General features: G+C 63.4%; 20 protein-coding genes. 8 read left to right on the plus strand and 12 right to left on the minus strand.

Going from position 1 to position 23800, the window contains the following annotated elements; genetic code table 11:
• Nucleotides 1-11: 11 nt before the first annotated feature.
• Nucleotides 12-899, plus strand: coding sequence for a bile acid:sodium symporter family protein (locus E2H86_RS01225; protein ID WP_133324037.1), 888 nt, complete (start codon nucleotides 12-14; stop codon nucleotides 897-899).
• A 6-nt stretch (nucleotides 900-905) separates the two neighbouring features.
• Here the strand turns inward: E2H86_RS01225 and E2H86_RS01230 are convergent, their stop codons facing one another.
• The 3 genes from E2H86_RS01230 to E2H86_RS01240 all read right to left on the minus strand — a co-directional run bounded on the left by E2H86_RS01230 (nucleotide 906) and on the right by E2H86_RS01240 (nucleotide 2511).
• Complete coding sequence (locus E2H86_RS01230; protein WP_133324038.1) at nucleotides 906-1373, minus strand: sterol desaturase family protein; 468 nt, start codon at nucleotides 1371-1373, stop codon at nucleotides 906-908.
• 104 nt (nucleotides 1374-1477) lie between these two features.
• On the minus strand, nucleotides 1478-2272 hold the full coding sequence (xth, locus tag E2H86_RS01235; protein WP_133324039.1) for an exodeoxyribonuclease III: 795 nt from the start codon (nucleotides 2270-2272) through the stop codon (nucleotides 1478-1480).
• Nucleotides 2269-2511 carry a hypothetical protein gene (locus E2H86_RS01240; RefSeq protein ID WP_133324040.1) on the minus strand — a complete coding sequence of 81 codons (243 nt, stop codon included), beginning with the start codon at nucleotides 2509-2511 and terminating at the stop codon, nucleotides 2269-2271. Before E2H86_RS01240 ends, xth begins: the two co-directional genes overlap by 4 nt.
• 170 nt (nucleotides 2512-2681) lie before the next feature.
• On the opposite strand from E2H86_RS01240, the gene E2H86_RS01245 reads away from it, so the two are divergent.
• Nucleotides 2682-3182: a DUF4142 domain-containing protein gene (locus E2H86_RS01245; RefSeq protein WP_133324041.1), complete on the plus strand. Its 501-nt coding sequence runs from the start codon at nucleotides 2682-2684 to the stop codon at nucleotides 3180-3182.
• A gap of 24 nt (nucleotides 3183-3206) precedes the next feature.
• A complete protein-coding gene (locus E2H86_RS01250) occupies nucleotides 3207-3458 on the plus strand; it encodes a hypothetical protein (RefSeq protein ID WP_133324042.1) in 252 nt (83 codons plus the stop codon).
• 28 nt (nucleotides 3459-3486) lie between these two features.
• On the opposite strand, the gene E2H86_RS25910 is transcribed toward E2H86_RS01250, so the two are convergent.
• A complete protein-coding gene (locus E2H86_RS25910) occupies nucleotides 3487-3657 on the minus strand; it encodes a DUF6021 family protein (RefSeq protein ID WP_165976023.1) in 171 nt (56 codons plus the stop codon).
• 289 nt (nucleotides 3658-3946) lie between these two features.
• Between E2H86_RS25910 and E2H86_RS01255 the strand changes: the two genes are divergently transcribed.
• Together E2H86_RS01255 and E2H86_RS01260 are read left to right on the plus strand one after the other, a co-directional pair.
• Nucleotides 3947-7342, plus strand: coding sequence for an Ig-like domain-containing protein (locus E2H86_RS01255; protein ID WP_133324043.1), 3396 nt, complete (start codon nucleotides 3947-3949; stop codon nucleotides 7340-7342).
• A gap of 99 nt (nucleotides 7343-7441) precedes the next feature.
• Complete coding sequence (locus E2H86_RS01260) at nucleotides 7442-8440, plus strand: SCO family protein (protein WP_133324044.1); 999 nt, start codon at nucleotides 7442-7444, stop codon at nucleotides 8438-8440.
• A gap of 10 nt (nucleotides 8441-8450) precedes the next feature.
• Here the strand turns inward: E2H86_RS01260 and E2H86_RS01265 are convergent, their stop codons facing one another.
• Both E2H86_RS01265 and E2H86_RS01270 read right to left on the minus strand, forming a co-directional pair.
• Complete coding sequence (locus E2H86_RS01265) at nucleotides 8451-9590, minus strand: glycerate kinase (RefSeq protein WP_133324045.1); 1140 nt, start codon at nucleotides 9588-9590, stop codon at nucleotides 8451-8453.
• Nucleotides 9591-9714: 124 nt separating this feature from the next.
• Nucleotides 9715-10812: a sugar diacid recognition domain-containing protein gene (locus tag E2H86_RS01270; RefSeq protein ID WP_133324046.1), complete on the minus strand. Its 1098-nt coding sequence runs from the start codon at nucleotides 10810-10812 to the stop codon at nucleotides 9715-9717.
• Nucleotides 10813-10975: 163 nt separating this feature from the next.
• Between E2H86_RS01270 and E2H86_RS01275 the strand changes: the two genes are divergently transcribed.
• The 3 genes from E2H86_RS01275 (at nucleotide 10976) to E2H86_RS01285 (ending at nucleotide 15945) form a co-directional block, all read left to right on the plus strand.
• Nucleotides 10976-12304, plus strand: a complete 1329-nt coding sequence (locus E2H86_RS01275; RefSeq protein ID WP_133324047.1) for an MFS transporter — start codon at nucleotides 10976-10978, stop codon at nucleotides 12302-12304.
• A gap of 137 nt (nucleotides 12305-12441) precedes the next feature.
• Entirely contained in the window at nucleotides 12442-13959 is a 1518-nt protein-coding gene (locus E2H86_RS01280; protein WP_133324048.1) for an FAD-dependent oxidoreductase, read from the plus strand.
• A gap of 75 nt (nucleotides 13960-14034) precedes the next feature.
• Entirely contained in the window at nucleotides 14035-15945 is a 1911-nt protein-coding gene (locus E2H86_RS01285) for a sigma-54-dependent Fis family transcriptional regulator (protein WP_133324049.1), read from the plus strand.
• A gap of 121 nt (nucleotides 15946-16066) precedes the next feature.
• On the opposite strand, the gene aldA is transcribed toward E2H86_RS01285, so the two are convergent.
• From aldA to benC, 6 genes are all read right to left on the minus strand, one after another.
• Nucleotides 16067-17500 carry an aldehyde dehydrogenase gene (aldA, locus tag E2H86_RS01290; protein ID WP_133324050.1) on the minus strand — a complete coding sequence of 478 codons (1434 nt, stop codon included), beginning with the start codon at nucleotides 17498-17500 and terminating at the stop codon, nucleotides 16067-16069.
• A gap of 7 nt (nucleotides 17501-17507) precedes the next feature.
• Nucleotides 17508-19688 carry a PQQ-dependent dehydrogenase, methanol/ethanol family gene (locus E2H86_RS01295; protein WP_133324051.1) on the minus strand — a complete coding sequence of 727 codons (2181 nt, stop codon included), beginning with the start codon at nucleotides 19686-19688 and terminating at the stop codon, nucleotides 17508-17510.
• A 237-nt stretch (nucleotides 19689-19925) separates the two neighbouring features.
• Complete coding sequence (locus E2H86_RS01300; RefSeq protein ID WP_133324052.1) at nucleotides 19926-20618, minus strand: TraX family protein; 693 nt, start codon at nucleotides 20616-20618, stop codon at nucleotides 19926-19928.
• A gap of 3 nt (nucleotides 20619-20621) precedes the next feature.
• On the minus strand, nucleotides 20622-21716 hold the full coding sequence (locus tag E2H86_RS01305) for a metal-dependent hydrolase (protein ID WP_133324053.1): 1095 nt from the start codon (nucleotides 21714-21716) through the stop codon (nucleotides 20622-20624).
• Between the two features lie 220 nt (nucleotides 21717-21936).
• Complete coding sequence (locus tag E2H86_RS01310) at nucleotides 21937-22698, minus strand: 1,6-dihydroxycyclohexa-2,4-diene-1-carboxylate dehydrogenase (protein WP_133324054.1); 762 nt, start codon at nucleotides 22696-22698, stop codon at nucleotides 21937-21939.
• 68 nt (nucleotides 22699-22766) lie between these two features.
• Complete coding sequence (benC, locus tag E2H86_RS01315; RefSeq protein WP_133324055.1) at nucleotides 22767-23777, minus strand: benzoate 1,2-dioxygenase electron transfer component BenC; 1011 nt, start codon at nucleotides 23775-23777, stop codon at nucleotides 22767-22769.
• Between the last annotated feature and the right edge of the window lie 23 nt (nucleotides 23778-23800).

Below are 23800 nucleotides of genomic sequence, written 5' to 3' on the forward strand. Positions count from 1 at the left end.
AGAGACCGCCCATGACCGCGTCGCCACTGCTCACCGCCGTTCTACCCCTCGCCTTGGGCATCATCATGCTTGGCCTCGGCCTGTCCCTGAGCCTGGCCGATTTCGCCCGGGTGGTGAAATATCCCAAGCCGGTGATCATTGGCTTGGCCTGTCAGATCCTGCTGCTGCCCTTGGTGTGCTTCCTGATCGCCAATGGCTTCGGCCTGGAGTCGGCGCTTGCGGTGGGCCTGATGCTGCTCGCGGCTTCGCCGGGAGGCACCACCGCCAACCTGTTCAGTCACCTGGCCCATGGCGACGTGGCGCTGAACATCACCCTCACGGCGGTCAACTCGCTGATCGCCATCCTGACCATGCCACTGTTGGTCAATCTTTCGTTGATGTGGTTCATGGCCTCGGACCAGGCCATTCACCTGCAGTTCGCCAAGGTCATGCAGGTGTTCGCCATCGTCCTGCTACCGGTGGCACTGGGCATGCTGATTCGCCGTTGGGCACCAGGGTTCGCCGCCCGCATGGAAAAACCGATGAAACAGGTAGCGGCATTGTTCCTGGCGTTCACTATCGCCCTGGCGCTGGCCAAGGACTGGCAGACAGTGCTCGAATACGCGCCGATGGTGGGCCTGGCAGCCTTGGTGTTCAACCTGCTCAGCCTGGCAGTGGGCTACTGGGTGCCCCGGTTGTTGAACATCCCCAAGCGCCAGGCCATCGCCATCGGCATGGAGATCGGCATCCACAATGGCACGCTGGCCATCGCTCTCGCCCTGAGTCCATCGTTGCTCAACAACGCGACCATGGCAGTGCCGGCGGCGCTGTACAGCCTGATCATGTTCTTCACGGCGGCGGGGTTTGGCTGGTTGGTCAGTCGCCGGCGCAACGAACAGGCACCGGCGCGTTCCTCATAGGAGAACTCAGCGCAGATCGCGCCGCTTGCGCAATTGGCGCTTGAGCACGTCCAGCGGCGGCGCATAGAAGAACCCGAACGAGACACTGCCATTGCGGCCCTTAACGGCATGGTGAAGCCGATGGGCGCGGTGCAGGCGTTGCAGATAGCGATTGACCGGTCGCGGCTTGCGTGGCCAGTGGCGGTGGAAGAAACCGTCATGGGCCACGACGTACAGCACCCCATAACCAGCAACACCGGCCCCCACCCATTGCAGCGGTGCATGGCCAGCCTTGCCCAGTGCCACCAGTGCCGCGGCGATCAGCGCCAAGGCCACCAGGTACAGGTCGTTGGTCTCGAGCACGCCCAAGTGCGGCTCGTGGTGCGAACGGTGCAGCCACCAGCCCCAGCCATGCATGATGTACTTGTGGGCCAGCGTGCCGACACCCTCCATGGCCACCAGGGTGGCGCACAGCACGGTGAGATTGAACAGCATGAAACGGTCCGGCAGCGGTTGAACGATCGCGCAAGAGTACCGATTACCCGCCCGCATTGCCACGTGGTCGTGACCGACTGCAGGGCGTTGTGGCTGAAGCGGGTTCAGCGTCGCTTGCGCGTACTCAACTCGATCCACACTGGCGCATGGTCACTGGCCTTGGGTTCGTTGCGCACCCAGGCATCGACGCCCGCCGCCTTGAGGTGGTCGGCCAGCAGCGGATTGAGCAACAGATGATCGATGCGCAGTCCGGCGTTGCGTGCCCAATGATTGCGAAAGTAATCCCAGAAGGTATAGACCTGCGCCTGCGGGTGCAGGTGGCGCACGGCGTCGGTCCAGCCTTGCTCCAACAAGCGCTCGTAACATGCGCGCGACTCAGGCTGCAGCAAGGCGTCCTTGCGCCATGATTTGGGGTTGTAAATGTCCTGGTCGGTGGGCACCACGTTGAAGTCGCCCGCCAACAGCGTCGGGTGCTCACTCACCAGCAGGGTGCGGGCATGCTCGATCAGGCAATGAAACCAGCGCAGCTTATAGTCGAACTTGGGGCCGGGCTGTGGGTTGCCATTGGGCAGGTACAAACAACCGACCAGCACGCCGTGTACGGCCGCTTCCAGGTAGCGGCTCTGCTGATCGTCCTCCATCCCCGGCAAACCGCGCCTGACCTCTAGCGGTTCGCCACCTCGGGCAAGGATGGCAACGCCGTTCCATGATGGCTGGCCGTGATACAGGCAGCCATAACCTGCGGCCTCCAGTTCTCCGCGAGGAAACTGCCGATCCGCCGCCTTGAGCTCCTGCAGGCAGGCGATATCCGGCTGTTCACGGGCCAGCCAGTCCAGCAGCGCCGGCAGCCGACTGCGAATGCCATTGACGTTGAACGTGGCAATCTTCAGCGCTTTCATGCGTCGGGGTCATTGACGTGGGCCTGCACAGCGTCTTCCAAGGCGTGGGCATGGGCCTGATCGGCCAGGCGCTTGAGTGCCAGCCAGTCGTCCCAATCGATGGCGCCATCGTCGCGCAAGGCTTGTGCAGTGCGCAGCAACTCATGGTGGTAGGCGTCCGGCGATTCGCGGCGATAGCTGACGTCATCGTATTGGGCGTACCACGCTTCGAGCTCGGCAATGCTGCGTTCGATGCTCATCGGCTCAACTCCTCTTGCAGGTCTTTGAATGTGTGAGCCCAGACCCGGCACAACGTTCAACGGCAAACCCGCCCAGGCTGGGCCATGGCAAAAAAATTAAACCTTTGCCCCACGCCCCGGCTCAACCGTACGCGACACCGAAGTCGCATCAACCTCTTAAGGAGCGGGACATGAACAACCTCTTCATCAAGCGCGTCGGCCTGTCGATGGTACTGGGCATGGCCTCCTGGCAAGCGATGGCAGCCTCCTCCAACGATTTTGTCGATGCCGCCACCGAAGCGGGCATCGCCGAGATCGTCACCGGCAACCTGGCTCAGGAGAAAAGCCAGAACACCGAGATCAAGGCTTTTGCCAAGCAAATGGTTACCGACCATACCAAGGCCAATGAGGAGCTCACCGCCCTCGCCGGCAAGCTGGACATCGAGGTACCCGACGATGCCGCGCTTACCGACAAGGTCAAGAAGATGATCCTTGAGTGGCGCGACGATTCGTTCGACAAGTCCTACCTGAACAATCAGGTCGACGCCCATGAAAAGGCCGTCGAGTTGTTCCAGAAAGAAGCCAATTCTTCCGACAAGGACGAGCTGAAAGCATTTGCCGCAAAAACCCTGCCGACGCTGGAGAAACACCTGCAGCACGCCAAGGAACTGAAGGCAAAGCATGACAAGTAACGTGATATCCCTCGGAGGCTACCTATGAGCAACGATGCCCTACGCACGGAAATCCTCACCCGCCTGTTGCACGCTCACCCTGAGGGGTTGGGCAAGGAAGTGCTGGACAACTACCGCGGCGAGAAGGCCGTGGCCGGCATGCTCAAGACCCTGCAAGAGCATGGCCTGATCCAGGGCGCCCACGTCAGTGTGGACGACCAGCATCAGATCAGCGTCAGTTATCCGATCAAGTTGTCGGCTGCAGGGGTCGATGCAGCGAAACAGCTGGAGAGCTGAAAAAAGGGCCGCATCTGCGGCCCTTTCCTTACCCCTCTTTCTCATGGTCCCGAGGCGGCTTCGCGGGGCCTTGAGGATCGACCTGCGGGTCCTCGAGGTCAGGCGAGTCCGGGTCGAAACCCAGGTCGGCCTGGTCGTCGGCATGCTCCGAAGAGTGCGGGCCCTGCTTGGAATCGGGATGCTGCTCTGACCTGGACATACGGAAATCTCCCTTGAACATGTCTAGGGAAGAGCGCTCATCCGTGGCGAAAGTTTGATTTATTTGCACTGGGGCCCAATCACCACAGTTGGGTCCGTCCAAGCCCCGCTCCCGGGGAAATCACCCGTTCATTGGCACTCTGTCCTTTAGCGCAGCTCAGGCCTGACAAGCATTTGTTTAACAAAGCATTACTGAGCCTCGAATTGGCACACCCGTTGCTGAGCCCTTGTAGAACCAGGCAAAACGCCATTGATGGCCAAGAGCCATTTTGCAAGCGAGGCATCAGGCAATGAAAACCCCTGACCTGTTCCACCCCAATCGCCATGCGTTCCCACTGTGCGCCGTCACCGCGCTGTTGCTCGGCTTCGGACTGATCTCCGCCAGTGCCTCCTCTCTAGACGATGTAAGCCAGCCACCGCCTACGGATCCGTCCGCTTACAACGATCAACCAGACGACCCCACTCCGGCCCTGCTCGACCTGTTGAATATGCCTGAGGCCAACGAAGGTGCGCTGGAGTTGCCAGACGGCGAGTATGGCGACCGTAATACCGTGCGTGTCGACAACGTCCTGCAGCCCGCTCAACAGACCTCGCGCAACTACCCCACCAACGGCAAGCCCAGCCCGCTGTTCGGTGCCCAACCATTCACCCAGCAGTTGCTGCTGTTCGAAGAATTCGGTCTGGAAAAACTCGACCCCAATCTGCCGCCGCCTGAGCTTTCATTCCCGGTGCCGACCCTCGGTCCGGCCCCCACTCAAGACCCCAACGTGGTCGCACGCAGCAGCCCCAGCGGCAGTGCCCTGGAAGCCTTCCTCAAGCAACCGGGGCTGTTTCCCTTCCCTAGCCAGTACGCCAATACCCTGGACCGCAACCCGTGGAAGGCGCAGATCGAACTGTTCCTGAACCGCAACTCGGTCGGATCGCCAGCCGAGGGCCGGCCGCCAGGAAAAGGTTGGTCACACCAGCGTTGGAACGAATTCTACCCGCAGGCAGCGTTCAAGACCGCACAGGCCGGAGCACGCATCAACCTGGGCCTGCGCGACCGCAAGCAACTGCACAATTATGCCGTTGGCGAGTTCGCCCCCGGCGGGCTGTACTACCAGACATCGGACATTCCGACCACGCTCGGCACCACCAAGAACATCGACACACGGTTCCACCCGAATTTCCCGGTGCAGAATCACAAATCGCTGTGGACCTTCGACGGCACCTTCCCGCCGAAGCTGCTGATGGTGCGCTATGGCCAGCCGATTTTGATGCGCCACTACAACGCGCTGCCGATCGATCCTTCGGCCAACGGGGGATTCGGCCTGCACACCATTTCCACCCACGAGCACAACGGCCACTCGCCGGCCGAGAGCGACGGCTTCGCCAATGCCTATTTCTTCCCCGGCCAATACTACGACTACCGCTGGCCGGTGCAGTTGGCAGGCTACGACACGATCAATACCCGGGCGCAGGATCCACGAGCAGCGTTCCCCTGCTCACCGGGTGAAACGCTCTACGTGAACGACGCCTCACCGGGCCTGAAAACCTGCGAAAACGGCACCATCAAGATCCGTGGCGACTGGCACGAAACCATGAGCACCCACTGGTTCCACGACCACATGCTCGATTTCACGGCGCAGAACGTCTACAAGGGCAACGCGGTGATGATGAACTACTACAGCGCCATCGACCGTGGCAACGAGGCCGTTCAGGACGGCGTCAACCTGCGCTTCCCGAGCGGCACCGGCTTGCCCTGGGGTAACCGCGACTATGACGTCAACCTGGTGATCGCCGACAAGGCCTGGGACGAAAATGGCCAATTGTGGTTCAACCCGTTCAACACGGATGGTTTCCTCGGCGACCAGATCCTGGTCAACTGGCAGTACCAGCCCAAGCTCAAGGTGCGGGCACGCAGCTACCGCTTCCGTATCCTCAACGGCTCGGTGTCGCGGTACTTCAAATTCGCCGTGGTGCGTGAGGTCGCCGGCAACAGCGGCGAGTTCAAGGGCCCTTCGGGCTCCAACCTGTCCTATGCACGGGTGCCGTTCCATATGATCGCCAACGACGGCAACATCATGGAACACGCCGTGCCCTTCGACGGCACCATGGACCTCAATGGCGACGGCAAACTGGAGGACAACAACGGCATCCTTCCCCTGCAAGGCATCGCCGAACGCTACGACATCATCATCAACTTCGCCAAGAACGGCATCAAGGCGGGCGACAAGCTGTACTTCGTCAACCTTCAGGCACACGACACCGGCAAAGGCCCGGGCGAGGTCATCTCGCTCGCCGATGTGTTGTCGGAGAAGTACAAGGCTGAGATCAAGCAGACCAGCAAAGGTCCGGAATGGGACAGAGGCGACCCAGTGGTGGGCAAGTTCCTGCAACTGCTGGTACAGCCATACAGCGGCGTCGACCAGGCCATGGACCCGACCGCCTATGAACCGGCCAAGCCTGGCAAGGCTGAAGGCCTGAAAATGATCCCGCTGACCATCGACCGCAACGCAGTCGCCGACAAGGACAAGCTCAAGGCAGCGCGACATCGTGAGTTCCTCTTCGGTCGCTCCGATGGCACCGATACCACGCCCTGGACCATCAAGACCGACGGCGGCTTCGGCTACAGCATGGACCCAAGGCGCATCACCGCCGCGCCGCAACTGGCCAGCGAGGCCACGGACGGAGGCTTCAGCGGCGACGGCACCTTGGAAGTGTGGAAGATCAAGAACGGCGGTAACGGCTGGAGCCATCCTGTGCACGTGCATTTCGAGGAAGGCGTGATCCTCAGCCGCGACGGCAAGGCACCCCCGGAATGGGAAAAATGGGCACGCAAGGATGTCTATCGCATCGGGCCGGACAGCGACTCATCGCAAGAGGTGGAAATGGCCATTCGCTTCCGCGAGTTCGCCGGAACCTACATGGAGCATTGCCACAATACCCAGCACGAAGACTCCTCGATGCTGCTGCGGTGGGACCTGGAACACCCTGGCCAGTTCCAGGTCATGCCGACCCCGCTGCCGGGCTGGGATGGTGTGGGATACGTGGCCTCAGTGGGCTTGCCGACCTTCCGCAGCCCCAGCAGCAACAATGGCGAGGACACCAGCAACAAGCCTCCGGTGGCGGTCAATGACAGTGCTGCGACCACCGCTGGCAAGCCGATCGAGATCAATGTGCTGGCCAACGATACCGATCCCGAAGGCAATCTGCCGTTGAGCGTGGTGGGCCTGGCCCAGCCGGACTCCGGGCAAGGCGTGGTGAGCAGCGACGGCGTGAAAGTGACCTATACCCCCCCTGAAACCGTGCCGACGCCGTTCACCGCTCGCTTCACTTACTCGGCGCGAGACGCCAAGGGTGCGGAATCGACGACCCCGGCTACGGTCAGCGTCGCTGTCTCGCCAGCAGTGGTGGCCGACCAGATCCAGGTCAGCAGCGCGACGGTGCAGTTGCGCAGCAACAACCGCTACACCTGGGATCTATCCGGCACCACCTCGGTAGCCACGGGCAACAGCATCACTGTCATCGCAGCGACCACCGCAGGTCCGCTGAACCTTGGCCAGGCCACGCTCAGCGCCTCTGGCAGCGGCGCACGCTGGCGGCTGTCGGTGACCACCACCGGCAGCGGCCCGGCCAGTCCAGCGACGATCACCGTGAAATCCGCCCTGGGAGGCAGCGTGACAGCGCCGATCAGCGTCAAGTGAGTCGTCGTCGGCGCAAGCCTGCGCCTACGCGTACTTCGGTACCTGTAGGCGCAGGCCCGCCGCCGAGCAAACACCTGCAATCTCGAAGAGGATGCCATCATGGCCTGGTCATGGCGTGTGCTGCTCGCTCTCCTGCTCTTTGCCGTCGGCCTTCACTACTGGCCACTCAAGCCTGTCCCTCAAGCGCTGGCCACATCGCCGCACGATGAAGCTACGCCCTGGGGTGCGGATTACTTCCCCAATACCCCGCTGCTCACCCAGGATGGCAAGCAAGTGCATTTCTTCGATGACCTCATCAAGGACAAGGTGGTGGCCATCAACTTCATCTTCACCGGCTGCTCCGACTCCTGCCCGGTGGAAACTGCACGTCTGCGCCAGGTGCAGAAAATTCTCGGCGATCGGGTGGGCAAGGACATTTTTCTCTATTCCATCAGCATCGACCCCTACAACGATACCCCCGCCACCCTCAAGCGCTACGCCGAAAAGTTCGGTATCGGCCCCGGCTGGACCCTGCTCACGGGTGAAGCCGACGACATCGAGCAACTGCGCCGGCGTCTGGGCCTCTACATAGAAGGTTTGGAAAACGGCCGTTCCAAGGATCACAACCTGAGCCTGATCATCGGCAACCAGGCCACCGGGCGCTGGATGAAAGCCTCGCCCTTCGAAAGCCCGTACATCCTCGCCGACCGCCTGGGCAACAGCCTGCACAATTGGCGCCAAGCCAGCGCCACGGCCAATGATTACGCCAGTGCACCGCAAGTGCGCCCACCCAGCAGTGGCGAGCAGATCTTTCGTACCCGCTGCTCATCCTGCCATACCCTGGGCAACGCCGAGTCCGGCAGCCAACCCGGCATCGGCCCCGATCTGTTGGGGGTGACACGGCAACGTGACATCCAGTGGCTGGTCCGCTGGTTGAAGGCCCCGGACCAGGTGATCGCCGAGAAGGACCCGCTGGCCATGCTGCTGCTCGAACAATACAACGGTCTGGCCATGCCCAACATGCGCCTGGGTGACGCCGAGGTCACCGCCCTGCTCAACTACCTGGAAGATGAAACGGCGCGTATCCAGACGCCAATGGCTGCCAGACAAACACCTTGAACGCCCGTCATCAGGCTGTCCGGGCAATCCGCCACAGCCTGGCGATGTCACCGGCCCGAGCGTGCAACAGCGTGGCAGCCTCGCCGCAGGCCTGTTCCAGGCTCATCGGCCCGCTGGTCAGTGCGAACGCGGCATCGATGCCATGGCCATACAGCTGTTGATAGCCCTCACCCAGCGTGCCCGCCAGTACCACCACCGGCACACCATGGCGCTTGGCGACCTTGGCCACGCCCATCGGGGTCTTGCCGCGCAGAGTCTGGGCATCGAAACGCCCTTCCCCGGTGATCACCAGATCGGCGCCCTGTACCAGGCTGTCGAGGTCGGCCAGTTCCGCGACCACCTCGACGCCGGGGCGAAACCGCGCCCCCATGAACGCCTTGGCGGCAAAGCCCATGCCGCCGGCCGCGCCGCTGCCTGGAGCGTCGCGCAGGTCTTTCCCGAGCAATTGTGCGCAGTGGTCGGCGAAGTGCCCAAGCGCCTGGTCCAACGCCTTCACCTGTTCGGCACTGGCGCCTTTTTGCGGCCCAAAGATCGCCGATGCGCCATTGGCGCCACACAGGGGGTTATCGACATCGGCGGCCACTTCGACGCATACCTCGGCCAAGCGCGGGTCAACACCGCTGGCGTCGAGGCGGGCCAGCCCGGCCAGGGCAAGGCCACCCTCGGCCAGAGGCTGGTCCTGGGCGTCGAAAAGGCGCAGGCCTAGGGCACGCAGCATACCGCTACCACCGTCATTGGTGGCGCTGCCGCCGATCGCCAGGACAATACGCTGGGCGCCAGCGGCCAAGGCGGCTGCAATCAGCTCGCCAGTGCCCCAGGTGCTGCTGCGGCAGGCATCGCGCTGATCGCGGGGCAGCAACTGAATGCCGCTGGCCTGGGCCATCTCGATGACTGCGGTACGGCTGTCGGCCAGCCAGCCCCAAGCGGCCTCGACACCCTGCCCCAGCGGGCCACGCACCACCTGGCGACGCAACTCGCCCTGGCTGGCGGCGACGATCGCCTCCAGGGTGCCCTCTCCACCATCGGCCATCGGGCACTCGACCAGCTCGGCGCCTGGCCAGGCTTCGGCCAGGCCGCCCGCGATGGCATGGGCCACGCCGGCGGCGTCCAGGCTGTCCTTGAACGAGTCGGGGGCGATGACGATTTTCATGGGGATTCTCCTGTCCAGTTGAGGGCATGCTGACAGTTGCGCTGCGCACTGGCCTCGGTCGAATGCACAAAAGCCCGTGGCGCTTGTTTGGGCAAATGCATTTTCCGACTGGCTCGACGTGCACTCAGTCCGCTGGCAAGAGCTGCAAGCCAAGGTAGAGGCTGAGCATCCCCTCCAGCCGCAGTGGGTCGACCTCACCCAGTTCGGCTACGCGCTCCAGTCGATAACGCAGGCTGTTGCGGTGGATCCCCAGCGCATCGGCGCAGGCTTGGCTCTGACCATCGTGCGCGCACCAGGCGCGCAGGGTCGGCAGCAACTGGCCGCTGCCATCCTTGGCACGGATACGCAGCAACGGCTCCAGCAGCTCATCCAGCGCATCGTCGTTGCGATGGCGCCAGAGCAACGCCGGCAAGCGATAACGGGACAAGCTCAACAGGCGCTCACCGGGTAGCACTTCGCGCCCGTAGGCCAGCAGGTCGCGTACCCTCCGGTAGCCTCGGCGCAACTGTTCAAGGCTCTGCGCGACGCTACCCAGCGCCAGGCGCTCGACCTCCCAGCCATGGCGTTGCAAACGCTCGAGCAGGCGAACCTCATCCAGCCCCACGCTGGCGGGGCGGCACCACAGCAAGGATTCGCGCGATGGACTGACACACCAGCTTTCCGGGTAGCGGCTCGACAGCCAGGCCGACAGCGTTTCGGCAGGCGGCCCCGCGCGCAGTTCGAACAGGCACGGCACCCTGGGCAGTTGTGGTCTGAGGCCTAGCTGTTGCGCCTCGTCGAGCAGTCTTGGTGAGTCGCCGCTAGCGCCGAGCAACAACGCCAGCAGGTCGTCGCAGCGCTGACGCCGCCACTGTTGCTCGACCTGCAGGTGGCGCTGGGCCAGGAGCATCTCGGCAGTCATGCGCACCAGTTCGCCATAGGTTCGCAGTTGCAGCGGATCGCCCGTCAGCCCCAGTACCCCGATCAGGCGGCCATCGAGCATCAATGGCAGGTTGACGCCGGGCTGCACACCCTTCAGGCACTTGGCTGCATCGACATCCAGCTCGACGATGCGTCCATTGGCCAACACCAGTTGCGCGCCCTCGTGCCGGGTATTGATACGCTCGGGCTCACCACTGCCCAGGATCAGGCCTTGGCTGTCCATGACGTTGACGTTGCAGGGCAGGATGGCCATGGCCCGATCCACGATATCCTGCGCCAGGTCATGGTCCAGTTCGAACATTCAACGAATCCTTCAGTAGTTGGGCATTGTGAGGTAGCACAGCATCGTAACCTCCGGACTGTGCAAAAGCACAAAGACAGGCGCGTCCCACTCCCCGAGACTCGTCAGGGCGAGCGCCGGTACAGGCGACGCGGCGAGAATCATAACAACAGAGAATTCGATCATGGCACACAGCCCTGCCCCTGACCAAGGCAATGACATCACCCGCAACGCGCTGTATCGGCGCATCACTCTGCGGCTGATTCCGTTCATCTTCATCTGCTACCTGTTCAATTACTTGGACCGCGTCAACGTGGGCTTCGCCAAGCTGCAGATGCTCGATGCACTGCAGTTCAGCGAAACCGTGTACGGCCTCGGTGCCGGTATCTTCTTCATCGGCTACGTGCTTTGCGGCCTGCCCAGCAACCTTGCGCTCAACCGCTTCGGGCCGCGGCGCTGGATCGCGGCGATGATGATCGCCTGGGGCGCGCTGTCGACCTGCCTGCTGTTCGTCACCACCCCCAGCGAGTTCTACACCCTGCGCCTGCTCACCGGCGCCGCCGAAGCCGGTTTCTTCCCGGGCGTGGTGCTGTACCTCTCGCGCTGGTTCCCGGCAGACCGTCGTGGCCGCATCATGGCCTTGTTCATGTCGGCGATCCCGGTTTCGGGCCTGCTTGGCGGGCCGTTCTCCGGCTGGATCCTCGAACACTTCGCGGCGGGCCAGCACGGCCTGGCCGGCTGGCAATGGATGTTCCTGATCCAGGGCCTGCCAACCGTGGCGCTGGGCGTCCTGGCCATCGGCCTGCTCAGCGACGGCTACCAGAAGGCCGCGTGGCTGAGCCCGGCCGAGCGCCAACTGATCGAAGCGGACCTCAACGCCGATGCCGCCAGCAAGCCCAACACCATGGGCGACGGTATCCTCGCCGTGCTGACCAACCCGTTGGTCTGGACCTTCGGCTTCATCTACTTCTGCATCCAGAGTGGCGTGTACGCCATCAACTTCTGGCTGCCGTCGATCATCAAGAACATGGGCTTCGACAACCCGCTGCTGATCGGCTGGCTGAGCGCCATTCCGTACCTGTTGGCCGGTGTGTTCATGATCCTCTGTGGCCGCTCTGCCGACCTACGCAACGAACGCCGTTGGCATTTGGTGGTACCGATGCTGATGGGCGCCGTTGGCCTGCTGATCGCCGTCAACTTCGCCGGCACCCCTGAGGTGGCCATCCTCGGCCTGTCTATCGCCACCATGGGCGCACTGACCGGGCTGCCGATGTTCTGGCCGATGCCGACCGCCCTGCTCAGCGCCGGCGCTGCCGTTGCCGGTCTGGCGATCATCAACTCGGTGGGACAGATGGCCGGCTTCCTCAGCCCCTATCTGGTCGGCTTCATCAAGGACCAGACCGGCTCGACCGACGCCGCGCTGTACTCCCTGGCCGGCCTCATCATGGTCGGGAGCCTGGTGGCGCTGCGCGTGTCGCGCGCCGGTGCCCTGAAAGCCGCCCCGGCCAATTGACCCCCTCGCTCCTACAGGATCACTGCTGCCCCTGTAGGAGCGGGCTTGCCCGCAAATTCCCTTCCGATCGTCAGATCGACGCACCCTCTTCAACGCCCAGGCGTCAAATAGTTCCAAAGGCCCCTTTGGAGAAGCCCATGACCCGCCATGCCGTGGCTACCCTCGAGCAACTCGATAGCAAACGCCCTCTGCGCGTGCAGGCCGGCAACGAAGAAGTTGTCCTCGTCCGCCAGGGCGACCTGGTGCACGCGTATCAAGCCAACTGTCCGCACGCCGGCGCGCCGCTTGAGGAAGGCGTGATCTGCAAGGGGCTGTTGGTCTGTCCATGGCACAAGGCGGCTTTCGCCACCGACGCAGGCACCGTCTGCGAACCCCCTGCCCTCGCCGATCTGCGGCGCTACCGGGCCTGGGTCGAAAACGGCCAAGTCTGGGTCGACGACCAGCCCCTGCCCAAACCCACAGCGCCGCGCCACAGCGATGCCCGTCGTTTCGTCGTGGTCGGTGCCGGCGCGGCGGGTTCGGCGGCGGTGGCCACCCTGCTGGGTCATGGATTCAACGGCCACCTGCTGTGGCTGGATCAGGAGCGTCAGCCCGCTTACGACCGCACCTCGCTTAGCAAATTCGTCATCGCCGGGGAAATGCCGCCCGATGAAGTGCCCGCACTGCTGGAGGCGGATGACTTGCGTCAGGGCCGTCTTGAGCGACGCCAGGCCAAAGTGCGCGGTCTGGATGCGAAAAAGCGCAGCATCACCCTCGCCGACGGCCAGCGCATCGACTACGACGCCGCGCTGCTCGCCACCGGCGGCAAGCCGCGCCGCCCGGACATTCCCGGCGCCGACCTGGACGGGGTGCTGACCTTACGATCGCGTGAGGACGCCGCGCGCCTGCTCGATGCCGCCGAGCCCGGCCAACCGGTGGTGATCGTCGGCGACGGTTTCATCGGCCTGGAGGCCGCTGCGGCATTGCACAAATACGGCTTGAAGGTGCACGTGGTGAGCCGCCACGAAGTCCCCCTGGCCAAGCAACTGGGTGAACGCATCGGCCGCAGCATCCGCCAACTGCACGAAGGCAAGGGCGTGATCTTCCATGGTCCCATGCAAGTGCTGCGCTTGGAGGGCGAGCATCAGGTCGAGGCGGTGCTACTGGCCAATGGCGAGCGCTTGCCAACACCTTTGGTGCTGCTTGGCACCGGCGTCAGTCCGGCCACCGCCTTCCTGCATGGCCTGGACCTGGCAGAGGACCGTTCGGTAAACGTCGATGCGCAGTTGCGCGCCGCCGACGGCCTGTGGGCCGCAGGTGACATCGCGACCTTTCCCCTGGCTGGCCGCCCTGTGCGCATCGAACACTGGCGCCTGGCCCAACAACACGCGGTGATCGCTGCCGCCAACATGCTCGGCGAACAGCGCCAGTACGACGATGTGCCGTTCTTCTGGACCTATCAGCACGGCCGGACTTATGAAGTGCTGGGCCATGCTCGCGACTGGGACCACATCGAATTCGTCGGCCAGCCGGAACAGGGGGATTTCATTGCCCTGCAGTGCGTGGGCGATCAGGTCGAGGCAGTGATCGCCAAAGGCTACTCCGATGCCATGGCCCAGCTGTCGCAGCGCATGAAGCGGCCACTGAGCCTGACAGAGGCCCGGACACTGATCTGACCCGTTGCAGGGCCAAGCGGACGAAAACCAGCTATGGTTGCCACACCGCATACAATAACAAGCCATGGACCGCTCATGCCTGCGTATCCAGCACTCCCACGCCCCAGCGAGCTGGCGGCGTTCATCGACTGCCACTTCGCCGACCGCGGGCTGCAGCCCGAGGCGGTAATCGCCGAATCGTGGTATCGCAGCATCAACCAGCATCGTCTGGACCCGGACTTGCGCCACGTCGACAACATCCTAAGTGCCGCCGAGGTACGCCAGCACCAGGCCCAGCACGAGGCTTACCTGACGATTGCCAGTCAAGGCGTCAACGGCTTGGCCCGGCGTGTGGTCGATGCCGGCTTCGCCGTGTTGCTCAGCGATGCCGATGGCATCACCCTGGACGCACGCCTGCCAGCCGACAGACAACGCTACACCCGCTCCGGATTGCGCGTCGGCGCCTGCTGGGACGAGTCCATCGCCGGCACCAACGGCATCGGCACCGCCCTCGCTTCGCGCCAAGCGTTGACCATTCACCGCCAGGAGCATTTCCTATCCGCCAATGCCCGCCTCAGTTGTTCGGTCGCACCGCTGTTCGATGCGCAAGGCCAACTGCTGGGTTGTCTCAATGCTACGTGCCTGCATAACGAAGGCCCCAAGCAAGCCCAGCAACTGACGCTGCAGTTGGTGACGTTGTATGCGCGCCTGATCGAGAACACTCACTTCCGCCAGCGTTACCGCGACTGCCTGACCCTGGCGGTCACCCCCCGCGACGACCACGCCGACCTGGCCAACGAGCAACTGCTCGCCCTTGACCCGAGTGGCCGGGTGATCGGCGCCAACCAGGCGGCGTTCGCTGCATACGCCCATGCCTTGTTGGGACGACGCATCGACCAACTGCTGCCGGCCAGCGTCGATGCCTTGCTCGAGCTCACCCGCGGTGGCGCACGCGGTGCTCATCTGCGCAACCAGGGCGAGCAAGTGCTGGACGTTGGCCTGCGCGTGCCTGCCGGCTACCGCCAAGCCCCGGTACGCCCCAGCGTCGCTCCCGGGGTCCGTCACCCGGGCCTGGACCACTTGGCCGGTAGCGACCCTCAACTGCAGCAAGGCGTCCGGCGGCTGCGCAAAGTGTTGGACCAGGACATCGCCATCCTCCTGTGCGGCGAGACCGGCACCGGCAAAGAGGCGTTTGCCCGCGCCCTGCATCAGGCCAGCCGGCGCCAGGCAGGGCCATTCGTGGCGCTCAACTGCGCGGCGATTCCCGAGACGCTGATCGAGAGCGAGTTGTTCGGCTACCGCGCCGGCAGTTTCACCGGTGCCAACCGCAAGGGCATGAAAGGCAAGCTGGAGCTGGCCAATGGCGGCACGCTGTTCCTCGACGAAATCGGCGACATGCCGGCCCATCTGCAAACCCGCCTGTTACGTGTGCTCGCCGAGCGCGAGTTGTTGCCGCTGGGGGCTGATACGCCCGTGGCGCTGGACATCCAGGTGGTCTCCGCCACCCACCAGGACTTGCAGACGATGATCGCCGACAAGCGTTTTCGCCAGGATCTGTATTATCGCCTGTGTGGCATGCGCATGGTGCTGCCGGCACTGCGCGAACGTAGCGACCGATCCGAATTGATCGAGCGGCTGCTGGCTGGATTGCCCGGTGGCGAAGGCTTGCGCCTGAGCGGCGAGGCCCGTCACTGCCTGCTGGGCCATCCATGGCCGGGTAATGTGCGGCAGTTGCTCAACACGCTGCGCTATGCGGTGGCATTGGCCGAGGGTGGAGTGATCGAACTGGCCGATCTGCCGGAAGAATTGCTTGACCAGGCTGGCCCTACAACGCACTCGGCGCTGGATGCGCAGGTCGAGGATACCGAGGCGCGGCATCTGCTTGAGGTGTTGAAACGGGAAAGGTGGAACATGAGCGCGGCGGCCCAGGCCGCCGGGATATCGCGCTCGACGTTGTATCGGAAGATGAAGCGGTATGGGATCGTGCAGCCGAATCTGGTGGGGTGATTACGCCGAGGCTGGCAGGCGCTTGGAGTGTTCGTCGATGGATTTGCAGTAGCGCATAGATCGAGCGCCGCGCGGGCGGCGCTCGATCTCACAAGCAGAGGTGCTCTCCAGACGGGCCTGCTCACCCCTGCATATACACCACCTGCGTCCGCGTATATTCATACAAACCATGCTTGCCATCGGCCCCGCCGATCCCCGACTTGCGCGCCCCGGCGTGGAAGCCCTGCATGGCCTCGAAGTTCTCCCGGTTGATGTAGGTCTCGCCAAAGTCGATTTCGCGGCATGCTTTGAGCGCTGCATTCAGATCGCGGGTGTAGAGCGACGAGGTCAGGCCATATTCGCTGTCGTTGGCCAAGGCGATGGCCTCATCGAGATCCTCCACCACCTGGATCGGTAGCACCGGTCCGAAGATTTCCTTGCGCATGATCTCCATTTCGGCGGAGCAACCGGCCAGCACCGTCGGCTGGTAGTGGAAACCCGCACCGAGGTTGGCCACCTGGCCACCGGTGACCACTTGAGCACCCTGCCCTACCGCGGTCCGTACCATCTGCGCGACCTTGTCGAGCCCGGCCTGGTTGATCAGCGGCCCCATGTCCAGGTCCGCCTGCTGTGATGGGTCGCCATAGCGGGTCGCAGCCATCGCCTGAGCCACCTTGTCGACGAAAGCATCAGCGATATTGCGTTGCACATACACCCGCTCGGCGCAGTTGCACACCTGTCCGGTATTGATCACCCGAGAAGCGACGATGGCCTTCACCGCCAGGTCCAGGTCGGCATCGCCCAGCACGATGGCCGGTGCCTTGCCGCCAAGTTCGAGGTTGAGCTTGGTGATGTTCGGCGCCGCCGCGGCCATGATCCGCGCACCGGTCGCAACGCTGCCGGTGAAGCTCACCAGATCGACTCCGGCGTGGCTGGAAAGTCCATGCCCTACGCTTGCACCCTGGCCACCGACCACGTTGAAGACTCCGGCCGGCAAATCGGTTTCTGCCACCAGTTTGGCGAACTCATAACAATTGAGCGGGGTCTCCTCGCTGGGCTTGATGACGATGGTATTGCCGGTGACAAGCGCCGGCGCCATCTTGCGGGCGATCAGGAAGAACGGGAAGTTCCACGGCAGGATACCCGCCACCACCCCCAGTGGCTTGCGCATGAGGAAGATGTGTTCGCCGACACGGTCGCTGGTCAGCACCTCGCCTTCCAGCCGACGCGCCCATTCGGCCATGTAATCCAGGTAGTCGGCAGTGAAGTTGACTTCGACCTCTGCCAGCGCCGGCACCTTGCCGCCTTCCTGGGTAATGATCCGCGCCAGGCGCTGGGCATTGGCTCTGATCTTGGTGGCGATCTGGCGTAGATAGCTTGCCCGCTCTATGGCCGTTCTACCGGCCCAGCCTTTCTGCGCCCGGCGTGCGGCGGCAATGGCGCGCTCGACCTGCTCAGCCGGCGACTCCGGCACTCGACCCAACAAATCACCATTGGCTGGGTTGTACACCTCGAGCAGGCTTTCGCTGCTGACGAAGCCGTTGTCGATGAAGTTCTGGTAGGTCACGTCAGTCATCGTCGTTTCACTCCTGTGCATGGTTGTCGGCCAACGGCGCCTGGGCTGTTGGCTTGGCGCTGAACTGCTGCCAGGCGTTGCCTTCGCGCTTGAGGTCGTGGGCACGCTTGATGAGGTATTGATGCACTTGTTCCACCTGCTCGGGCTTGAGGTTGTCGGCGAACGAAGGCATGCCGTCGGGCACACGGCCACCATAGAGAATGCCGAGGAACATCTGGTGTTTCTCCGCGCTGAGCTTGCGCAGGTCAGGCAATACGCCACCGCTGACTGCATGGATGCCATGGCATTGCGAGCAGTTGCCGTCATACAGCGCGGCACCGGCGGCTACCGTCTCGGCATCAGCCGTCAGCGCTGGCGGCTCGGGTGCATCGGCAGGCGGCGCCGGTTCGCGCAGTTGGGCGGTACCACCGATCTTGTAGGTCAGCACCTGCGAGAACGGTTGTACCCCGGCCCGCAGCGACAGCGCTCCGGCAAAGGTCGAGAATGCCCCACCCCAGCCAGCCATGAAGGTCACGTATTGCTCGCCGTCGACCGAATAGGTGATGGGCGCAGCCATCACCCCACTGGCGGCGGGCGATTCCCAGAGTTTCTTGCCGCTGTCGGCCGCATAGGCGATGACCCGCCCATCGGCGCTGCCTTCGAACACCAGGTTGCCAGCGGTGCTGAGGGTGCCACCGTTGAAAATGGTGATGTACGGCACCTCCCAGGCCGGTGCCTGCTTGACCGGATCCCAGGCGATCAGCTTGCCCGACCAGGTCTTGGCCATTTCCAGCAGCCCGTCGGCGCCCTCTGGCATCATCCCGGTGCGCAGGCCGAGTTGGTACACGCTCTTGAACGGATTGCGCTTGGGCGCCTCGGGGATGTGCTCGTAATACGCAGACATGATGTGCGCCGGGATGTACACCAACCCGGTGTTGGGGTTGTAGGACATCGGGTGCCAGTCATGGGCGCCCCAGAACGCCGGGGTCACCAGCTTGCGCTTGCCGTCCTTCCAGTAGGCCGCCGCCTCGTCGTCGAGGATAGGCCGGCCCGTCTTCATGTCGATACCCTTGGCCCAGTTGACCGGCACGATGTTCTTTGCCGACAACAACTCCCCGGTGGCACGGTCGAGCACATAGAAGAAGCCGTTCTTCGGCGCCTGCATCAGCACCTTGCGCTGCTTGCCGTCGATCGGCAGCTCGGCGAGGATCATGTGCTGCGTGGCGGTGAAGTCCCAGGCGTCTCCCGGGGTGGTCTGATAGTGCCAGGCGTATTCACCGGTGTCGGCATTGACTGCCACGATTGACGACAGGAACAGGTTGTCGCCCTTGGCCTGACTGCGCCATTTAGGGTCCCACATCGAACCATTGCCGACGCCGATGTACAGCAGGTTCAGTTCCGGATCGTAGGCGAACGAGTCCCAGGCCGTGCCACCACCGCCCCATTCGACATAGGCATCGCCGTGCCAGGTCTTGCTGGCGATCTCCATGGCCTTGTCCTCGGGGGGCAGCTTGGGATCGCCCGGTACGGTGAAGAACCGCCAGGCCTGCTTGCCGGTCTCGGCGTCATAGGCGGTCACGTAGCCACGCACGCCGAACTCGGCGCCGCCGTTGCCGATGACGACCTTGCCGTTGACCACCCGCGGCGCACCGGTGATGGTGTAACTGCGCTGGTGATCGGCACGGGTGTCCACCGACCAGACCCGTTTGCCGGTCTTGGCATCGATGGCCTCCAGTCGGCCATCGAGCACACCCACATAGACTTTCCCCTGCCACACCGCCACACCTCGGTTCACGGCATCGCAACAGGCCTCGCCAGCGCGATGACGGTCGGATTGCGGATCGTACTTCCACAGCAGCTGGCCGTTGCGCGCATCCAGGGCGTACACCACCGAGAACGGACCGGTGGTGTACATCACGCCATCGACGACGATGGGCGTAGCTTCGACGCCCCGGTCGAGGTCAAGCTTGTAGCTCCAGGCCAGGCCCAGTTGGTTCACGTTGTCCTGGTTGATGGCCTTGAGCGGGCTGTAGCGTTGCTCGTCGTATGTACGGCCGTGGCTCATCCAGTTACCGGGCTCCTTGTCGGCATTGATGATGCGCTGGCCATCGACCTCGGCGGCGAAGGCAGGCGTGATGCAGGCAAGCGCCAGAGCCAGGCAGCTCACGGCGGTGGACAGGGGCCGGCGGTGCGGACCTGATCGTTTCATGGGGGCTCTCCGTTTCTTGTTATGGCGACGATGTGAGGCGTCGCCGAGAGGGAGAGCAATGGCTGTGCCACCGCTTGGAAGAAGCGCTTGGATGCCCGTGTTAGAGCGCTTGGGCGGCGTAATGCAGCCGCTCGTAGAATGCCGCAGCTTGCATCAATCAAGGCACATCTGATGCACGGATGACACAGGTGTGTCAGGGCCTGGTTGGTAAGTGACTCGACTTACCTGGCGCAGCGCTCAAGTCAGCAGCTTGATCACCGCCAGATGCCCAGGATAGAAAAAGTAGCCCCATCGACCGACTTTGGGCACCCACGCTGTCCTGGCCTGCAGCAGCAGGCACCCCACAGGCACCGCCAGCGCGGCCGAGCCCAGCGCGAAGACAGTGATCGGGGCCAGCAGATGCTGGCTCAGCCAGCTGTTGGTCAGGTTGCCGGCAACGGCCAATAGGCAAGGGAGACCCCAGGCAACTCCTCCCTGCCGTCGCGCCAGCAGCCACGCAGCCGGCAGCAACACACCGGGCAAACCGTACATCAACTGAGGACTGAACCACGCCGCCAGCATGGCGCTGGCCACGCCCAGGCAACGCACAGGCCAGTGCCGATGGTGTACGCCCTGGGCCACCAATAACCCCAGAAGCAGGGTCGGCATCACACTGAAAGTCTGCGTGCCACCGTCGAGCCAACGGTAGGGAATTTCCGACACCAGGGCGAAAACCAGCATCCAGCCCAGATAGCGCAGGTTGGTCCCACTGCCGGATGCATCGGTCTGACTGCGTCCCAGGTTCACCGCGATCGCCAGACAGAACAGCGGGAACGCCAGACGGCCGACGACGAACAGGCCATCGGCGCCAGGCCACAGATAACGTAGGTGGTCGGCAACCATCGTCACGATCGCTGTCCACTTGACCAGGTCCAGGCCCACCGAACGCATGTTTCATCGACTCCGCTGCGGATGTCCGCTGGCCAGCGCCGCCTGATCCTGCCGCGCGGCCCAGGTCGACAGCGGCAACGGCGTTTGCTGATCGAAGATGCGCCGCCAGACCAACAACACATCGTCCATCCGCAACACGCCATCGTCCTGGACCCAGACCGTGGGCGTTCGGGCCTGCCACTGCCCCTGCCTATCGCGCCGGGCCATGTCGAAGCGGAAGATGTAGTTACCGGGCACGCCCATGCGCAGGTCGGTCACGACCAACGCATCGCCGACTTCGTCGTAGCGCAGCCAGTCATCGGTGAACCAACGCAGGCGCTCGTGCAACGCCGAGCCGGCAAGTGGACGTGCCGCATCGAGGTGACGCGAAAGGCGGAGCATCTCCGGAGGCTTACGATCGAACAGACTGCTGATGGCTTCGTAGTAATCGCCCTGCGGCGTCTTGGCCAGTACTCGCCAGATCAGGCTGTTGAAAGCGATCGGCACGGCACGCACCTCGGTGACGGCAATGCCCTGCTGATCGAGCGCCGCTTGCAAGCGATGCTCGGCCAGCATGCGCCCGGCCAGGCCGAAACCCAGGTAGGCGGTGCTGAACAGCAAGGCAAGGCTCAACCCACGCAAGGCCTTACCGGACATACCCCTGAGCAGCGCGTAGATCACCGCCACCAGCAGCGGCACGGTGTATACCGGGTCGATGATGAACACCGCCGCCCAACTCAGCGGCGTGACCTGCAGAGGCCAGAATAACTGGGTGCCGTAGACGGTGAACGAATCCAGCAGTGGGTGGGTGACCAGCACCAGCCAGAAGGCGACGAACAATCGGGTAAAGCGATAGCCCTTGTCGGGCCATCGTGTGCGACCCAGCCAGTCGACCAGCAAGGCGAGCAACAGCGCCACGCCACTGAGAACGAAAATGGAATGGGAGAAACCTCGGTGATAAGTCATCTGCGATACCGGGTCAGCGTAGCGGATGAGCACGTCGAGGTCAGGCACGCTGCCGAGGGCTGCGCCATAGGCAAGCGCACGGCGGCCCTGGATGCGACCGAGCACGGTGCCCTGGAGGGCCGCACCGAGCACGGCCTGGGTGATGGAGTCCAAGGGTAGGTTTCCTGAATGGGCTGTTCAGGGAAACTACCGCTCGAACTCCTGTGGTGCAAATGCAGCTATGTGGCAAAAATTGTGTCACGGACCACGACAAGCCGTCTCAGAATAGTTTCCAGGTGTGGACATGGCTTTGATTTGAGCTTTTTAGTGTCCCCGGGATCGAGCGCCAACTACCTTACAGCAGGCATTAAAAAAACCTTGCCGGGGGCAGTGCTCAGCCGAGATCACCACCACCTACCGGCAGGGTTACGCCGGTGATGTAGGAGGCCTCGTCAGAGGCCAGGAACAGAATCGCGCCGACCTGTTCGTCGATGCTGCCGTAGCGGTGCATCAGGCTGCTGTCGAGGGTCTGCTCGACGATCTGCTGGTACCAGATCTTTTCTTGCTCGCTCTGCTGGTCCGTGTTGCGCGGCACGCGCCGTGGCGGCGCCTCGGTGCCGCCCGGGGCGGTGGCATTGACGCGGATACCGCGCCCGGCCGTTTCGAAGGCCAGGCACGCGGTCAGTGCGTTGACCCCGCCCTTGGCCGCGCCGTAGGGCACACGATTGACGCCTCGGGTAGCGATGGAGGAAACGTTGACGATGGCGCCGGCGCCCTGCTCGAGCATGTACGGCAACGCGGCGTGACAGCACCAGAGGGTGGGGAACAGCGAGCGGCGCACCTCGGCCTCGATCTGCTCGACTTCGTAGTGCTCGAACGGTTTGGCCCAGATGGTGCCGCCGACGTTGTTGACCAGAATGTCGAGGCGGCCGAAGGCTTGCACCGCGCTGGCCATGACCTGGACGCAATCGGCATGCTGCTCGAGATCGGCGATCAGGGTCAGCATGCCCTCCCCGGCCAGTTCGTGAACCAGTTCGGAGCGGTCCACCGCCACGACTTTCGCGCCTTCGGCTTTGAGCCTCCAGCACACGCCACGGCCGATGCCTTGGGCGGCACCGGTGACCAGCGCGATCTTGCCTTGGAATCGGTTGTTCATGTTGATCTCTCCTCGGTCCGAAAAAGAGGCTGCCGTTACCCGCACGATGCCGGCAGCCCCAAGCAAACTCAGGCAGCTGCCGCGAATTTCTCGTAATAGAAGTTCGCCGGGGTCAGGCCTTGCTCGCGGATGTACTGGCTGACCGCCTCGACCATCGGTGGCGGGCCGCACAGGTACACGTCGACATCGCCATCATTCAGGTGGCCCGGAGCGATGTGCTGGGTCACGTAACCCTTTTGCGGGTATTGGCTGTCGGGATTGGCCACGCAGGCGTTGAAAGTGAAATTGGGAATGCGTGCGGCCAGGGCTTCGAGGCGGTCCATTTCGACCAGATCGAAGTCATTGGTGACCCCGTAGATCAGGTGCAACGGATGCGCACTGCCCTGCTCGGCGATCCTTTCCAGCATCGCCGTGAATGGCGCCAGCCCCGTGCCACCAGCCAGCAGCAGCAAGGGTCGCTGGATCGGTCGCAGGTAGAAGCTGCCCAAAGGCCCGGTCAGGCTCACGCGGTCGCCGGCCTTGGCCTGGGTGGTCAGGAAGCGGCTCATCAGCCCGCCCGGCACATTGCGGATCAGAAAGCTGACCTCGCCGCCTTTCTGCAGCGTGCTGAAGGAATAAGCACGGCTCTGGTCGCTGCCCGGCACTTGCAGATTGACGTACTGCCCCGGCAGAAACGCCAGTTTGTTCAGGGCATCGCCCTTGATCGACAAGGCGATGGTGCTGTCGGAAAGCTGGCGTACCTCGCTGATGGCCGCTTCGAAGCTGGCCTGCTCGGTCTTGCACACTTGCGACGATGCCGGAATGCGCACCACGCAGTCGCTTTCGGCGCGCATCTGGCAGGTCAGCACGTAGCCTTCGGCGATCTCGTCTTCGCTCAAGGCATCGTCGATGAAATTGTCGCCCAGCTCATAACGGCCGGATTCGGCCTTGCACTTGCAGGTACCGCAAGCGCCGTCACGGCAGTCCAGGGGAATGTTGATGCCTTGGCGATAGGCGGCATCGGCTACGGTTTCGAAGCCCGTGGCCTCGATGAAGCGGGTAACCCCGTCTTCGAAATTCAGCGCGATCTGGAAACTCATGTTGCACCTCGCGGGCGAGCCGG

Origin of the sequence: Pseudomonas putida (genome assembly GCF_004357765.1) — a bacterium.
In the GTDB taxonomy this organism is placed as follows: Bacteria; Pseudomonadota; Gammaproteobacteria; order Pseudomonadales; family Pseudomonadaceae; genus Aquipseudomonas; species Aquipseudomonas putida_U.